General features: G+C 70.9%; 12 protein-coding genes and 1 pseudogene. 3 read left to right on the top strand and 10 right to left on the bottom strand.

Annotated features, from left to right (window positions below; translation table 11 throughout):
* Window positions 1-1,449 carry a flotillin family protein gene (locus VTA80_RS08325; RefSeq protein ID WP_407344919.1) on the bottom strand — a complete coding sequence of 483 codons (1,449 nt, stop codon included), beginning with the start codon at window positions 1,447-1,449 and terminating at the stop codon, window positions 1-3.
* A gap of 54 nt (window positions 1,450-1,503) precedes the next feature.
* Complete coding sequence (locus VTA80_RS08320) at window positions 1,504-2,007, bottom strand: hypothetical protein (RefSeq protein ID WP_407344918.1); 504 nt, start codon at window positions 2,005-2,007, stop codon at window positions 1,504-1,506.
* Window positions 2,008-2,367: 360 nt separating this feature from the next.
* Between VTA80_RS08320 and VTA80_RS08315 the strand changes: the two genes are divergently transcribed.
* Both VTA80_RS08315 and VTA80_RS08310 read left to right on the top strand, forming a co-directional pair.
* On the top strand, window positions 2,368-3,105 hold the full coding sequence (locus VTA80_RS08315; protein WP_407344917.1) for a hypothetical protein: 738 nt from the start codon (window positions 2,368-2,370) through the stop codon (window positions 3,103-3,105).
* 272 nt (window positions 3,106-3,377) lie between these two features.
* Entirely contained in the window at window positions 3,378-4,931 is a 1,554-nt protein-coding gene (locus tag VTA80_RS08310) for a DUF222 domain-containing protein (RefSeq protein WP_407344916.1), read from the top strand.
* A gap of 111 nt (window positions 4,932-5,042) precedes the next feature.
* Here VTA80_RS08310 and VTA80_RS08305 read toward each other — a convergent pair.
* Together VTA80_RS08305 and VTA80_RS08300 are read right to left on the bottom strand one after the other, a co-directional pair.
* Window positions 5,043-5,740, bottom strand: a pseudogene (locus tag VTA80_RS08305) (uracil-DNA glycosylase).
* A gap of 109 nt (window positions 5,741-5,849) precedes the next feature.
* Window positions 5,850-6,470, bottom strand: coding sequence for an L-threonylcarbamoyladenylate synthase (locus VTA80_RS08300; protein ID WP_407344915.1), 621 nt, complete (start codon window positions 6,468-6,470; stop codon window positions 5,850-5,852).
* Window positions 6,471-6,553: 83 nt separating this feature from the next.
* Between VTA80_RS08300 and VTA80_RS08295 the strand changes: the two genes are divergently transcribed.
* Window positions 6,554-7,582 carry an aldo/keto reductase gene (locus VTA80_RS08295; protein WP_407344914.1) on the top strand — a complete coding sequence of 343 codons (1,029 nt, stop codon included), beginning with the start codon at window positions 6,554-6,556 and terminating at the stop codon, window positions 7,580-7,582.
* Between the two features lie 29 nt (window positions 7,583-7,611).
* Here VTA80_RS08295 and VTA80_RS08290 read toward each other — a convergent pair whose 3' ends face one another.
* The 6 genes from VTA80_RS08290 to VTA80_RS08265 all read right to left on the bottom strand — a co-directional run bounded on the left by VTA80_RS08290 (window position 7,612) and on the right by VTA80_RS08265 (window position 15,456).
* Entirely contained in the window at window positions 7,612-8,547 is a 936-nt protein-coding gene (locus tag VTA80_RS08290; protein ID WP_407344913.1) for a hypothetical protein, read from the bottom strand.
* Window positions 8,548-8,663: 116 nt separating this feature from the next.
* Entirely contained in the window at window positions 8,664-10,658 is a 1,995-nt protein-coding gene (locus VTA80_RS08285; protein WP_407345731.1) for an elongation factor G, read from the bottom strand.
* 186 nt (window positions 10,659-10,844) lie between these two features.
* On the bottom strand, window positions 10,845-12,530 hold the full coding sequence (locus VTA80_RS08280; RefSeq protein ID WP_407344912.1) for a S8 family peptidase: 1,686 nt from the start codon (window positions 12,528-12,530) through the stop codon (window positions 10,845-10,847).
* A 218-nt stretch (window positions 12,531-12,748) separates the two neighbouring features.
* A complete protein-coding gene (locus VTA80_RS08275) occupies window positions 12,749-13,423 on the bottom strand; it encodes a nucleoside/nucleotide kinase family protein (RefSeq protein ID WP_407344911.1) in 675 nt (224 codons plus the stop codon).
* Window positions 13,420-14,340, bottom strand: a complete 921-nt coding sequence (locus VTA80_RS08270) for a PfkB family carbohydrate kinase (RefSeq protein WP_407344910.1) — start codon at window positions 14,338-14,340, stop codon at window positions 13,420-13,422. The genes VTA80_RS08275 and VTA80_RS08270 overlap by 4 nt, the downstream gene beginning before the upstream one ends.
* A gap of 150 nt (window positions 14,341-14,490) precedes the next feature.
* Complete coding sequence (locus VTA80_RS08265; protein WP_407344909.1) at window positions 14,491-15,456, bottom strand: FKBP-type peptidyl-prolyl cis-trans isomerase; 966 nt, start codon at window positions 15,454-15,456, stop codon at window positions 14,491-14,493.
* Window positions 15,457-15,533 lie beyond the last annotated feature (77 nt).

The raw sequence follows: 15,533 nt of genomic DNA, 5'->3' as shown, positions 1-15,533 counted from the left end.
CTAGTTGAGCACCGGCGCGGGCGCGATCGGTGCGCTCGGCGTTTCGGGGTGCGCGGCGCCGTTGACCCCGGTGGGCAGACCGGCCAGTCCGGCGAGGCCGCTGTTCCCGGCGACCAGGCCCTGGATGATCTTCGGGACGTCGAGCCCGGTGAGCGCGGAGAGCTGCGCAAAGTTGTTCACGGCCGCCTTCGGGAGCGCGGAAGCCCCGTCGGTCGAGATCACCGTGAGGGTGTCGATCGCCGACATCGGCGCGGCCAGCTCGTGCGCGACCTGCGGCAGCGTGCCCATGACCAGGGACAGGATGGCCGCGGTGGAGTACTTCCCGTACGCCTGCGCGCTCGCGTCGAGGGCGGACGCGTCGGCGGCACCCATCGCCTCGCGGGCGGAGGCCGAGGCCTCACCCTCGAGCCGGACGGCCTGCGCCTCGGCGGTACGACGGGCGAGCTCGCCCTCACCCCGCAACCGCGCCTCGGCGCTCGCGGCCTCGGCGGCGAGGATCGCGGTGGTCTTGTTCGCCTCGGCGATCTTCTCCAGGCGGTAGCGCTCGGCGTCGGCCGGACGGCGCACCGTGGTGTCCAGCTGGCGCTCCGTCAGCGCGGCCTGGCGCTCGGCGACCTTCTCCTGTGCGGTCAGGACGTCCTGCTGGCGTGCGGCGGCCTCCAGCGGGCCGGCGGCATTCGCGGCGGACTTGGCCTTGTCGGTGATGGCCTGGATCTCGGCGGCGCGGACGTCGACGATCTGCTGGGCGTTCTGGATCTCGTTCTCGGCCGCCAGGCGACGCTGCTCGGAGATCTGGCGGGCCTCGGCCTCGGCGATCATGGCGCGCTGGCGGACGGCGGCGGCCTCGGGCCGGGCCATGTCGGCGATGTACGTGCCGGTGCCGGTGTCGGCGACCTCGGCGATCTGGAAGGTGTCGAGCGCGAGACCCTGGCTGGCCAGGGTCTGCGTGACGGCGTCGGCCACCTGCTGGGCGAACTTCTGGCGGTCGCCGATGATGTCCTCGACCGTCATGTTGCCGATGATCGCGCGCAGCGCGCCCTCGAGCTGGTCCTTCGTGTACGGGTCGATCTGGTCCTGCTGGTTGCCGAAGCGCTGCGCTGCGGCCCGGATGGACTCGGCGGAGCTGGCGACCTTCACGACGGCGACTGCGGTCACGTTCAGCTTGATGCCCTGGATGGACGGCGCGCCCGCGACGGTGAGCGAGATGCGGCGGCTGGACAGGTCGATCACGGTCAGCTGCTGGACGAACGGGAGCGTGAACACCCCGCCGGCGGTCACGACGCGCTGACCGGAGAGGTCCTCGACGTTCTTCGCGCTGCGGCCCGTGATGACGAACGCCTCGGACGGCTTGGCGACGCGGTACCGCTTGATGATGGCTGCGACGAGCACGACGAGCACGACGGACATGCCGACGATGCTCAGCGCCACGGGCGAGAGGTTGGAGAACACGAGCGGTCGAGCTCCTTGGGTTGGGCGGATGAGTCCGGGGCTTCGGGGGTCAGGTCAGGGCGCGACGGCGACAGCGACCATGACCGTGGCTTCGTTCAGAACCGCTGTGACGACGACCTGCTCGCCGACGTCGACCGGCGTCTTCGACCGGGCGGCGAACTTCAGGGGGTGTCCCGACAGGGTCATGGTGACCTCGCCGTAGCCGTCGTCCGGGATCGCGGTGACGACTGTCGCGTGCGCGCCGACGTAGTCGGCCGACGTGATCTGGTGCCCGGTCGGGGAGCGCACGAGCGCGCGCGTGAGCAGCCCCGCCCCGGCCCCGACGACGAGTCCGCAGCCCAGGCCGATCCCCGCCGCGGCGAAGACGGAGAGCCCGGCGTACATCGACACCCAGCCGGCGAACCCGACCGTGCCGGTGAACGCGAGCAGCGACGCGCTCGACAGGTACCCGCCGGTGAAGTCGATCGAGTCGAGCACGCCGTCGAGCACGTCCCCGAGGAAGGCGGTCACCACGAGCAGCACGAGGCTGATGACGGCGATCCAGGCGAAGACGACCATGGGGACGGGCTCTCTTTTCGGTGGGTGGACCGGGCGTGGTCGAAGCGTCCCATGCCTGCTGCCGGCCGAGTCGCGCGTGATGCCCGATTGCGGTAAATGCGCAGATAGAGAGCCCCTTCGGGTCAGCACGTGGACCTCGAGCAGGCCCGAGGGGCGAGTGCTGGTGCTGTCGCCCGCGCCGAGACCGCGTACGCTCTGTCGCGGTTCGTGGTCTCGTCCTGCCGGGTGTCTTCTCAACATCCATCACAGGTCAGGGCCACGAACTTTTTTCGTCCCCCCGCTGCCCCGCCGACACGAGGGCGTCGTTGACGGCACGGCGCTGACGGGCCGCGCTAGCGTGGCGACCGTGGACCGACGGCGATGACGACCGACACCCCGATCGTCGTCGCGCCACGCGACACCTCGAAGGCATGGACCTCACTGCGGCTCGCCCTGGCGGGGTTGTGGCTGGTGGCCGCGGTGTCGGGGTACGTGCTGCACGAAAGACCCTCGACCCTCGAGGACCTGTACGCGTCGGTGGCTGCCGGTGAGGTCGCCAGCGTGCACCTGGTCGGCGGGTTGCCGCCGGGCTCGACCGGCTACGCCGAGCTCGAGGTGCACTGGCGGTCCGGCCACGTGCCGCGGATCGCCACCGTCCAGGTCGTGCGTTCGAGCGGCGTGGGTTCGAATGGCGAGGGTTCGAGCGGTGCGGATGAGATGGTCAGCCCGCCCCCCTCGGACGAGGCCGTCACCACGGACGACGTCGCGCACGAGGTCGCCATCCGCGACCCCGCGGTCCACGTCGTCCAGTCGGGCTTCCCCTCCGGCTTCAGCTTCACTCCGGCCATCTTCGGGTGGTCCGTGCCGACGTGGGTCTCCTCCCTGATGTTCGTCGTGTGGCTCGGCTCGCTGTACGTGCTGATCGCCGGCCCCGAACCCTGGCGAGCGACCCGGTGGGCCTGGTTCTGGCTCGGCGGGGTCTCCGTCGGGTCGTTGTTGTTCCTCGTGCTCTCCGGACCCACCCCCGCCCTGCCCGCCCCGCGGGACCCCGCGCGCCGGCTCACCGGTGGTTGGGCCTTCCTGCTCAGCCTCGTCCTGCCCCACACGCCGGCGATCTAGGCGTCGGCCGGACCTCCCACCGAGCTTCCGGATCAACGGCGGCGCGCCTTTCTGCATCGATTCACGTGGCTGCCGAACCGCCCCCAGCCGGCCCGCACGAATGCTAATCCACAGATTTTGGTGCGTTGTTCTTAGTCCACACCCGCTGCCCGACGACGCAACGGGGAATGTCAGTGCCCCCGGTTAGTGTGGGTTGCATCGGAAATGGTGAGGGTTCACCGGTTCTGAGGCAGCAGGGGTATTCCTGACGAGCGGCGAGGTGGGGGTGTGAGATGACCTTTGAAGAGGACGAGCGTGCGTCGTCGCAGCCGGCTGCACCCACCCCGCCGGCCGTCGCGCAGCGGCCCGCGTCGACGCCGCCATCCCCGCAGTCGACGCCCGCGCCTACATCGTCGCTTGGCGAAGGTCCGTCGCAGCCGCCCGCACCCACGCCCACGGCGCCAGCCTCGTTGTCGTTGTCGTTGGCGGATCGAGCGGCGGCGATCCGGGAGCACGTGGACGCGTTGGCAGACGTGTCTCCGCGGGATCTGGACGGGGCCGGGGCCTTGGAGTTGTTCGACCGGGTGTTTGAGCTGTCGGACCGGTTGCAGGCCATCGCCACCCGCGCACTACCCGTGGTGGAGTCCGACGTGCCGTGGAACGTCAACGGGGCGCGCACGTTCCCGACCTGGCTGGCCCGCCGGGCGCACCTGACCTACGCGAAGGCCAAGCGGATGACGCGCCTGGCTCACGCGTTGCGGGACGAGCTGCCGTTGACTGCCGCGGCGGTCGTCACCGGGGGTGAGGGGCGGGTCAGTGTGGAGCAGGCCGAGATCCTGACCACGGCCGCCGCGACCAGCGACGTGCGCCGGGCGGTGTTGGCCGACCCGCACGCGCCGGTGGGGGAACGGTTCCTGCTGGACCAGGCCGCGCAGGTCAGCGCGGACATGTTGCGCATGCTCGCCCGCCGCTGGGCGGCCGCGGCGGACCCGGAAGCGGACGAGCGGGGATACAAAGATGCCACCGAGCGGGAGTTCTTCGACGTGTCCGCCACCACGGGTGGGTGCCACCTGTCGGGGTTCCTGACCACTGAGCACGGCCAAGGACTGCTGGTCGCGTTGCAGGCCGTGCAGGGCGTGCCGGCGGCCGGGGATGACCGGACCGCGTCGCAGCGTCGGGCGGGTGCGTTGTCGGACCTGGCCCGGTTGACGTTGGACCAGGGCCTGACCGGCAAGCACGCGTCGGTGCGTCCGCACATCTCTGTGCTGGTGGACTACCCGACCCTGATCGCGATGACCACCCGCGCCGGAGTGACCCACCTGCTCGACCCGTCCCTGCACCCCACCGACTGCGACCAGGTGGACCCGGCCCTGCTGTTCCCGCCACCGGCACCAGGTGGTCTGCACGAGCAGGGGCTGCTCAACCGGACGGTGCCGGTGGCGGCGGAGGTGCTTCGCCCGGCAGTGTTCGAGGACGGGCAGCTGGTCTCACGCGCGGTGCTGGACCGACTGTTGTGCGATGCGGAGATCAGCCGGTTCATGTTCAGCCCGGACTCGCAACTCATCAATATCGGCCGATCCAAACGCACGTTTACCGGTCAATTACGTCGCGCGATCATCGCGCGTGACAAACATTGTCAGTACCCGGGTTGCACCGCGCCCCCGCGCATGTGCGAATGCCACCACTCCATCCAATGGTTCCGTGATCACGGTGACACTGATGCGACCACGGGGGTGTTGTTGTGCTGGCACCACCACGACCACACCCACGACCACGGCATCGAGATCACCTGGACACCTCACGGCTGGCAATTCACCGACCGCCACGGCGTCGTGATCCGCCGCTGAACCGACTCGCTGCGGCGCTACTCACCGCTGAACCGAATCGCTGCGCCGCTGCCCCGCTGACCTCATCACCGCCGGTCTGCTCCTCGGTGGGTTGTGCCCGTGGTCCGCGGCTCAGGCGCCGGCGAGCTCTCGTGCTCGGAGCAGCACAGCATCGAGCATCGGCTCGGTGAGCCGCCCGGTGAATGTGTTGTGTGGGCTGACGTGGAAGCAGCCGAGCAGCACGACCCGGCGGTCGAGCTGGCTATCTGTCTGGTTGTCGGGCTGGCGCTCGGTCGGCCCGTCGAGCCGCACCTCGACGCCGTGCCCGAAGCGGGGCCGTGGTCGGGGGATCTGCCATCCCTGCTCGCCGAGGGTTGCGAGCATCGCCTGCCACCCGAACCCGCCGAGCACGACCACCACCCGCGGCGCGACGAGCTCGAGCTCGCGGCCGAGCCAGGGTCCGCATGCCTGCCGCTCCGCGGGGTGGGGGCGTTCTCGGGCGGAGCGCAGCGGACGGGGGCGGTCAGCCGCAGGCCAGTGAGCACCATCCCGTCGTCGGCGCCGGTCGACGTCGACTGCGACGCGAACCCGGTGCGGTGCAGGGCGGCGAACAGGAAGTCGCCGCTGCGATCGCCAGTGAACATCCGGCCCGTGCGGTTGGCGCCGTGCGCGGCCGGTGCGAGCCCGACGACGAGGACGCTCGCGCCGGGATCCCCGAATCCCGGTGCGGGGCGGCCCCAGTAGGTCTCGTCCTGGAAGGCGGCGCGTCTGACCTCGGCGACCTGCTCGCGCCACGCGACGAGTCGGGGGCAGGCGCGGCAGTCGATCACCAGCCGGTCGAGCTCCGCGACCGTTCGGGCGCCGTGCGCGCGCAGGGGATACGCGGCGTCATCTGTCACTTGAGCTGCGCCTCCTTCGTGGGGGTCAGCCGCAGGCTGCCTATTCGAACCGGGAGGGGTCCCCCGCGCCGACCCGCACGACCTCAGGGTCGCCGTCGGACCAGTCGACGACGGTCGACGGCTCGTTCCCGGTGTCCCCGGCGTCGATCACGGCGTCGATGACGTGGTCGAGCTCGTCTTTTATCAGCCAGCCTTGGGTCATCGGAGCGTCCTCGCCGGGAAGCAGGAGCGTGCTCGAGAGCAGTGGCTCACCGAGCTCGCGCAGGAGCGCCTGCACGACGACGTGGTCCGGGATCCGCACGCCGACCGTCTTCTTCTTGGCGTGGGCGAGCCGCCTGGGCACCTCCTTCGTCGCGGGCAGGATGAAGGTGTAGGGCCCCGGGGTCGATGCCTTGATCGCGCGGAACGCCACGTTGTCCAGCTGCACGAGCTGGCCGAGCTGGGCGAAGTCAGCGCACACCAGCGTGAAGTGGTGCTTGTCGTCGAGGTGCCGGATCGCGCGGATCCGATCGGCGCCGGTGTGGCTGTCCATCAGGCAGCCGAGCGCGTAGCCCGAGTCCGTCGGGTAGGCGATCAGTGCGTCGTCGCGCAGCATCGCGACCACCTGCGCGATGGACCGCGGCTGGGGGTCGTGCGGGTGGACGTCGAAGTACTTCGCCATGTCCTAAGAATAGGCGCGGCGATCACCGTCGCCCGTCCTGTGAAATCCCCACAAAACGTCGTGCGGAAGAGCAGGCTAGCGCCATGAGCACCACGCACCTTCCCGTCCGGACCCTCGGCAGTGCAGCGAACGGCACGGCCCTGCTGGTCTCGGCCCTCGGCCTCGGCTGCATGGGTATGTCGGACTTCTACGGCCACACGTCTCCCGTCGGTTCGCAGGCCGAGGTCGATGCGCTCGCGACGATCCGGCGCGCGCTCGACCTCGGGGTGACCTTGCTCGACACGGCCGACATGTACGGCCCGTTCACGAACGAGCGCCTGGTCGGTACCGCGATCGGGCGACGCCGGGACGACGTCGTCGTGGCCACGAAGTTCGGCATCGACCGCAACCCGGCCGACGGCGCCCGGCGCGGCGTGAACGGTCGTCCCGAGTACGTGCACCAGGCCGCGGATGCGAGCCTGCGGCGCCTCGGGATCGACCACATCGACCTCTACTACCAGCACCGGGTGGACCCGGACGTCCCGATCGAGGAGACCGTCGGCGCGATGGGTGAGCTGGTCGCCGCCGGCAAGGTTCGTCACCTCGGGCTGTCAGAGGCGAGTGCAGCGACGATCCGTCGCGCGCACGCCGTGCACCCGATCACCGCCCTGCAGACCGAGTACTCGCTGTTCACCCGCGACATCGAGAACGAGATCCTGCCCGTGCTCCGTGAGCTGGGCATCGGGCTCGTGCCGTACTCCCCGCTCGGTCGAGGCCTCCTCACGGGCACGCTGGCCTCACCGGATCAGCTTGCCGCGGATGACTTCCGCCGCTCCAACCCGCGCTTCCAGCCGGGCGCCTTCGAGGCGAACCTCGAGCTCGTGGCCAGGGTCCGGGCGCTGGCCGAGGCGAAGGGCGTCACGCCGGCGCAGCTTGCGCTCGCGTGGGTGCTGGCCCAGGGCGACGACATCGTCCCGATCCCCGGGACCAAGCGCGTGTCGTTCCTCGAGGAGAACGTCGCCGCGATCGGCGTGCGCCTGACGGAGAAGGACCTCGCCGCGCTGAGATCAGCGGTTCCGCCGAGCGCCGTCGTCGGCGACCGGTATGTCGACATGAGTCCCGTCAACCGCTGACCGGATCACCGGCAGCGCAGCCCCGGTGACTACCAGGACGAGGCTGTCGCTCCGACGAGCCCCAGCGTGATCCGCGGGTCCAGCCACAGGGGCAGGTCGATGACTCCCCGCAGCTCCCAGCGGATCCGGAAGCCGGGCAGCTGCATCGACGGCGCGGGCAGCGGTACCGGAACCTCGAGGGAGAATGGCACGTCCAGCCGCTGACCCGGGGAGAACATCCGGCAGGAGACGACCGTGCGGGCGATCACCGTCTGGCTCTCCGTGCCGTCGTCCGTCGGGCTGCGGTCGGGATCCCCCGAGGCTCCGGGCCCGTGCTCGACGACCTCGCGGACCACCAGCTCGATCCGCACCATGCGAGCCGGGACGGGGCGCGTCGCTTCGATGTGCAGGATCCCCGTGAGCGGGATCCCGGGCAGGATCGTGCGGGCGGACAGCCCCTCGAACGACATGGTGACGCCGCGGCGGGCGGCCTCCTGCGGCGGGGTCGTGGCGTCGGCCGCGCACTGCAGCGCGCGTGAGCGCACCGTGATGGCCCGCTCGACGATCGTGTCCGGACGGCCCGGCACCTGGATGCGCGCGCGGACGGACCACTGCACCTGGATGATCCTCCCGGCCGTCGTCCCGGGGCCCTGCGTCGGGATCGTGAGCTTGACCTCGCGTTCGAGGATCTCGCCCGGGATGAGCCCGCCGATCCCGTCCAACGGGGATCGGTCCTCGACCGTCTCGACCCGCTCGATCCCGGTGTTCATCGACCCGTACGCGTTGCCCCGCCGGTAGGCGTACGTGAGGGTCCGGACCAGTTCAACGGTCGCCTGCTCGACGATCACGACGACGTCGTCGGTCTCGGTGAGACGTAGGGAGACGGCCAGCACCGCGCCCTCCGACACGAGATCGTCCGGCGCGTCGAGCGAGATCAGGAGCCGGAGGCCGGACATGCCGCTCGATCCGGACGGGCTCGTGGACACGGTCGCACTCTCCTGCCGTCGGGATGACCTGCGTCCTTGACGATAGTGGCGCTTGTCGTCGCGGCCTGGGCATTTCGCCCCTCGTTCGGGGCGCGGTCGGCGTGCGGTGGTTGCGGCTAGTGGCTGGCCGTTTGCGGCTGACCGTTCGACGACAGCCTGGTGACCTTCGCGACGAGGGGCTCCGGGAGGATGTCGTAGTGGTCGTGCACGGCCTCGAACGAGCCGCGCCCGCCCGTCAGGGACCGCAGGTCGAGCACGTACCGCGTCAGCTCCGCCTCGGGGACCATGGCGACGATCGCCTGGCGGCCGTCGTCGAGCACGGTGGTGCTGCTGATGCGGCCGCGGCGGGTCGACAAGTCGCCCAGCACGTCGCCCTGGAGCTCGGCGGGCACCGTCACGGTGAGCCGCGAGATCGGCTCGAGCACCACAGTGCCGGCCTGCTTGAGCGCCTCGCGCAGCCCGTGGGCCGCCGCGTTGCGGAAGGCCATGTCGGACGAGTCGACCGAGTGGTACTTGCCCTCGTAGCACTCGACGCGCACGTCGACGACGGGGAAGCCGTGCAGCCCTCCGGCGGCCATGGCCTCGGTGACCCCGCGCTCGACAGCCGGGATGTAGTTGCGGGGGATCGATCCACCGACGATCGAGTCCACGAACTCGCTGCCGGCGCCGCGCTCGGTGGGACTGATCCGCAGCTGCGCGACGGCGTACTGCCCGTGCCCGCCCGACTGCTTCTTGATCTTGCCCTCGACGTCGGCCGAACGCGCGATCGTCTCCCGGAACGGGATCTTGATCGGCTCCGTCTCGACGTTCACGCCGAACTTGCGCGCGAGCCGCTCGAGCGCGACGGCGACGTGCGTGTCGCCGACACCGCGCAGCACGGTCTGCGCGTACTGACCCGACCGCTCGACGACGAGCGACGGATCCTCCCCGCACAAGCGCTGCAGCGCGCCGGAGAGCTTGTCGTCGTCGGCCTGGGTGAGCGGCTTGAGCGCGAGGGCGTAGGGCGTCGGGCGCGGGACGGGGCCGACGATGTGCACGGGGGTGGTCCGGCGCGCGAGCGCCGTACCGGTCGGGCTCGCCGCGAGTTTCGCGACCGCGCCGATGTCGCCGGCCACGACGCGGTCCACCGCCAGGTGGTCTTTGCCGCGCAGGTGGAACAGCCCGTGCAGGCGCTCCTCCGTCTTGGTCGAGGTGTTCACGAGCCGGTCCTCGTTGGCGATGGTGCCGGAGAGCACCTTGAACAACGAGACCTGGCCGACGAACGGGTCCACGACGGTCCGGAACACGTACGCGAGCGGGTCGGCGGCGGCGTCGGCCGGCACGGCGATCGACTCGGAGCCCATGACGACCGTCGTCGGGCGATCGGCGGGCGACGGCCCGATCTCGCACAGGAAGTCGGCGAGGCGGTCGATGCCGACCCCCGTGGCCGCGGAACCGACCAGGACAGGAAACACGCTCGAGTCGAGGACCTCGCGCGCCAGGGTGCGCTCGAGCTCGGCGACGCTCGGCACGTCGCCGGCCAGGTAGCGCTCGAGCTGGTCGTCATCGCCGGAGACGATCTCTTCGGCGAGTTCGTCGTGCAGGCGGCGTTCTTCGTCCGCGACCGCGGTCGGGATCTTCTCGGTGTGGTGGTCGCCGTCGGCGTCGTAGGCCAGGCCGCGTTCGGAGAGCACATCGGCAACCCCGCGGAACGCGTCCTCCTCGCCGAGCGGCAGCTCGAGGGGGGCGAAACCGGTCCCGAACGAGCTGCGCAGGTCGTCGAGGACCCGGTGGAAGTCGGCGCGTGCCTTGTCTTCCTTGGTGACGAAGACCATCCGCGGGATGCCCGCGCCCGCGCACTGCGCCCACACCTGCTCGGTCCCGACCTCGACGCCGTCGACGGCGCTGACGACGAGCACGGCGAGGTCCGCGACCGACAGGGCAGCGTCCACCCCGCCCGCGAAGTCGGCGTATCCGGGGGTGTCGATGAGGTTGACCTTGTAGACCTCACCGTCTGACGCCGTCCAGGTGAACGGCAGCACCGCGAGCGAGAGCGAGATGCCGTGCTTGATCTCCTCGGCCTCGAAATCGCTCGCGGTGGTGCCGTCCTCGACCCGGCCCGCGCGGGGGATCCCCCCGCGCGGACCAAGAGCGCCTCGGCGAGAGTCGTCTTGCCGCTGCCGCTGTGGCCCACCAGAGCAACGTTTCGGATCCTGGGCGTCGGTGCCGTGTCCATCGGGTCTCCCTCGTCGGAGGTGTCACTGCTCGTCATGCTAGTAAGGCGAGCACCTTCGCGAAGGTTGAATCATCTGCCGGGGTCAGTCGACGGCCCGTTTGGCGTTGATGATGCCGTCGCCGTAGATCGAGTTGCGCTTCGCGTTGCCGATGCACGCGGCGTCATACGCGGAGCTGCGTCCCTCGGCGGTGTACGTGATGACCGGTGCCGGGCAGGCGACGTCCGTCGCTGACCTGCGCAGGACCTGCTCGACCTTCGCCGGATCCATCGTGAGGCCACCCTTGCGCCAGTCGCGCCGACCCTCCTCGCTGACGATGAGCGCCGCGACTCCGACGGCGTGCGGCGCCGCCATCGAGGTGCCCTGGATCAGCTGGTAGTAGGCGCAGTTGTCGATGCCTGTCGCCGAGCACTCGGCGATCACGAACGGCGAGAGCGACTCACCGGTCGTCGCGTCGACGTCCCCGTTGGCCAGCGCGACGTTCTTCGGGTACGGCCCGAGGATCAGGTTCTCCGGCTGCCGGCTCTGCGGCGTGCCTGCGAAGTCCCGGTAGAAGCCGCCAGGTGCGGCGACGTCGTTCTGCTCGAGACCGTAGTTGGAGAAGTCCGACTTCTTGCCGCTCGGGCCGACCGACGAGACCGCGATGACGCCCTTGGCCTCGGTGGGCATGTCGAGGCAGTCGTTGGTCACCGTGCGGACCTTCTCCGTGCCCGGGGGGAAGTCCGGGCTCGTCCCGTCGGTCTTCAGGGCGGCGCCGAGGTCGGTGTTCTCGTTCCCGAGGGCCGCGATGAGCGTGACGCCGCGCTTGCGCGCGTAGTCGAGAGCCCGCTGCGTCGCGTCGATGATCGTGGCCTGCTCCTGCTGCTCCGCAGGGGTGTCCGCGGCGTTGCTGCGGCAGTTGTAGAGCCACGGGTCGATGTAGAAGCTCATGTTCACGACGTCGATGCCGTTGTCACCGGCGTAGGTGAGCGCGTCGACCGTCGCACCGAGGAAGAAGTAGCCCGAGTCCTGGCCGGCCCGCAGGTTGACCAGCGAGACGTTCGGCGCAACCCCGGCCATGCCGAGGCCGTTGATCGGCGACGCGATCGTGCCGGCGACGTGCGTGCCGTGACCGTCCTCGTCGACGTCGGCGGCGTCCTCGCACGACTGGTCCGGCTCGTCCGCGCACGGCCCGTCGATGAGGGGGATGTCATGCGTGAAGTTGCGGCTCAGCGTCCGGTTGAAGTTCGGCGCGATGTCCGGGTGGCTGCCGTCGATCCCGGTGTCGATGATGCCGACGAGGACGTCCTTGCTCCCCGGCTGCTCCTTGTAGGACCCCTGCGGCGTCGCGCCGATCATGCGCATGTCCCACTGGTAGCTCGCGAGGGGCTCGGCCGCGACGGGCTTGTCGTGCGAACCCTTCTTCGCGTTCGCCTGGTCGCGCCCTTCCTGCTCGACGGCGTCCCGGTGCTGGGCCGCGTCGTTCGGCACCGAGCCGATCGGGGTGTCCCTCGCGACACCAGCGACGTCGGTCTTGCTCGCCACGGCGGCGACGAAGGACTCGTCGGGTGCCGAGACGGTGATGAGCCCGATGGCCCGGTTGACGCGCTCGACCTGGCCGCCGGCGGCCTCGACGGACGCGATGGCGCCGTCGACCGAGGCGGCGTCATCCGCGAGCACGACGAAGGTCGGGGAGTCCGACGATGCGGTCGCCGCGCCCTGGATGGTGAGGAGCGAGAAGGCGACGGTGGCAGCGGCGATGAGCGCCACGGATTTCCGGGGTGTTTTCACGGTTCTCCACTTCTGCGATGCATGCGGCCGCCGAGACCGACGTGAGTCGAGTCATGCGCACCTTTGACCCGGGTCAGTGTGTCCTAAGTCACGCGCAAACGGGTGAATCGAAGCGGGCTTTCTCCCGATGTGGGGCAAATCGTTACCCAGTGGTAACACTCGGGGACGGCCAGGACCGCCGCCGGACCTCAGCACAGGCAGGCTCAGCACAGGCAGGCTCAGCTCAGCCGGATCACCAGGTCGGCGCGCCCGGCCGTCGCGGCGATGAGCTCGGCGTTGCGCTCGTCGGTGCCCAGCGCCCAGTCACGAGCCTGCTGCGGTGACTTCCCGAAGGTCTCGTGCCGCCGCACGAGTCGTTCGCGGCGCAGGCCGTCCCCCGGCGCGAGGTACCAGACGGCGTCGAGCAGGGCGCGCGCTCGCGGCCACGCGCCGGTCTCGAGGAGGAGGTAGTTGCCCTCGGTGATCACGAGCGGGACCTCGGGCGGCACGGCGATCGCCGACCCGATCGGCTCGGAGATCCCGCGCCGGAACTCGGGCGCGTAGACGGTCTGGTCCGGGTCGGCGTCGTGCAGGCGACGCAGCAGGGCCGCGTAGCCGGCGTCGTCGAACGTGTCGGGCGCGCCCTTGCGGTCGCGGCGCCCCAGCCGCTCGAGCACCGTGCCCGCGAGGTGGAAGCCGTCCATCGCCACGAGCACCGCGGCTCCCGGTTCCAGCCGTTCGACCAGCTGCTCGGCGACGGTCGACTTGCCGGCGCCGGGTGCGCCCGTGAGCCCGAGGAGGTGCCGTTCGCCGGGGATCGCCAGCGCCCGGGCACGGTCGACCAGGTCATCCAGCGTGCACTCGAGGATCACCGGCTCCGGATCCCGCCCGCTCGCGGACCGCAGCCCCGTCATCGGGCGGTCGCGGGTGACGTGAGGGCCTCGAGCCAGTCTCGTGGGCCAGCGACCGTGCACCGCAGCGTGGCGACGCGCGCGGCGGAATCGAGCGCGCGGCGCACATCCGCCCCGTCCGGGTCGAGCGGGCGTTGCACGACGAACCAGGCGAACGCGCCATGGAACGCATCGCCCGCCCCGAGCGTGTCCACGACCCGGACGCTCGGCACCGCGACGGTCCCGGTGGTGGTCCGGCCCGACGACGTCGGCTGCCACCACTGCACGGGCGCGGCGCCGTGGGTGGTGGCGACGCTTCCCACCCCGCGCTCGAGCAGCGCGACGGCGCTCGCCTCGGGATCGGCGGTGCCCGGGACACGGAATTCGGCCGAACAGATGGCGACGTCGACCAGGTCGAGCAGGTCCGCCATGACCGGCCGCCAGCGCCCGGCGTCGAGCACGACCAGAGGCTGCCCCGGAGCGACACGAGCCGCCCCAGCCGCGGCGACCGCCAGCCGCGGGTGGTGCCCGTCGAGCAGCACGACCTGCGCTCCCGCGAGGTGCTGGGCCAGGTCACCCGGTGCCGCGACGTCGTGCGCGGTCGCATCGATCGAGGTCACGGCGCGGTCGCCGGTGGCGTCGGTGATCGCGACGGCGGAGACGGCGGGCGGCGTCGTGGCCGTGGGGGTGACGTCGATGACCTCGACGCCCCGCGACTCGAGCTCGGCCCGGATCAGCAGGGCGACCGGGTCGGTGCCGAGCGCCGTCACGAGCCGGGCATGCCCGCCGAGCGCCGCGAAGACGACGGCCGCATTGGCCGCCGGCCCGCCGGCGGCCACGTCCTGGCGCAGTGCGGTGACCTTCTCGTTCGCGCCGGGCAGGTGCGTGACCCGGTGGACCACGTCGAGCGTGGCCAGTCCGACGAATACCCCGACGTCCACGCTGCCGCCCCTCGCCTGCCGAGTCAGTCAGACGCCGAGAGCGACGTCCCGAGCCCATTGTCGTGCGTGGGGCGGGACGTCGCTCTCGGGTGACGCGGTCGTGCTCAGTTCAGACGTGCTCAGTGCGGTCCTGCAGCAGTGCAGCAGTGCTCAGTTGGCGTCGAGGATGTCCACGACGAAGACCAGGGTGGACTTCGCGGGGATCGAGCCCTGGGCGGTGTCGCCGTACCCCAGGTCCGGCGGGACCACGAGCAGGACCTGGCTGCCGACGGTCTGCCCGACGAGGCCCTGGTCCCATCCCTTGATGACCTTTCCGGTGCCGATCGTCGTGGTGAACGGCGCGCCGTTCTTCCACGAGGAGTCGAACGGCGTGCCGTCCCAGAGTGCGCCGGCGTACTGGAAGGTCACGGTCTGGCCGGACTCGACGGCCGGGCCGGTGCCCTTGATCAGGGGCTGCACGACGAGCGTGGTCGGCGCATCACCCGTGGCTGCGGTGATGGTCGGCGCGCCGTCGTCGGCGAGCTTGACGGTCGGGAGACCGGCCGGCGGTGTGACGGCCTCGCCCTCGGCGCGGGTCGGGATCGTCTTGGCCTCGGTGACCTCGATGGCCAGGAGCGCCGTGTCCTTCTCGCCCGGGCTCGCGAGCAGGACCCGCACGCCGACCTTCTGACCCTCGAGGGCCTTGGTGAGCGCGGGGATGAGCGACGGGTCGCCCATCGTGATGTGGTCGGGCTCCGCGCCGTAGGTCGTGCTCTGGGTCGTGCCGTCCGCGCCGGCCACCGCGATGTAGTTCATCGACAGGATCTGACCGTCGGCGATGTCCTCGCCCGTGCCGGGCGAGGTGACGCGTGCGACCGGGGCCGTGACCGTGAACGGGGGCGTGAAGGTGACCTTCGGCTCCGCGTTCGGCGCGCCCTCGACCGTGACGGCCTCGAGGGCCGCGATGTCGGCGGCGGTCGGCTCCGGGACGGTGTTCGCGGCGGCGCTGGCGCTGGGGGTGGCTGACGGCGTCGCGGTGTCACCGGACCCGCCGGAGCACCCGGCGAGCAGCAGGAGCGCGGCCACAGAGGCCACCGTCGTCGTACGAGTAAGTCGGCGCAAGATCGGGCCCTTCATCGTCGTGGCGTCCCGTCGGCGGTCGGTGCGCGGCACTGGCTCAGCGCGCACGGCGACGGACGCCGACGAGTTTACGG

It is taken from the genome of Pengzhenrongella phosphoraccumulans (assembly GCF_045689905.1).
Lineage (GTDB): Bacteria > Actinomycetota > Actinomycetes > Actinomycetales > Cellulomonadaceae > Pengzhenrongella > Pengzhenrongella phosphoraccumulans.
This window is presented reverse-complemented; position numbering and strand designations above follow the sequence as displayed.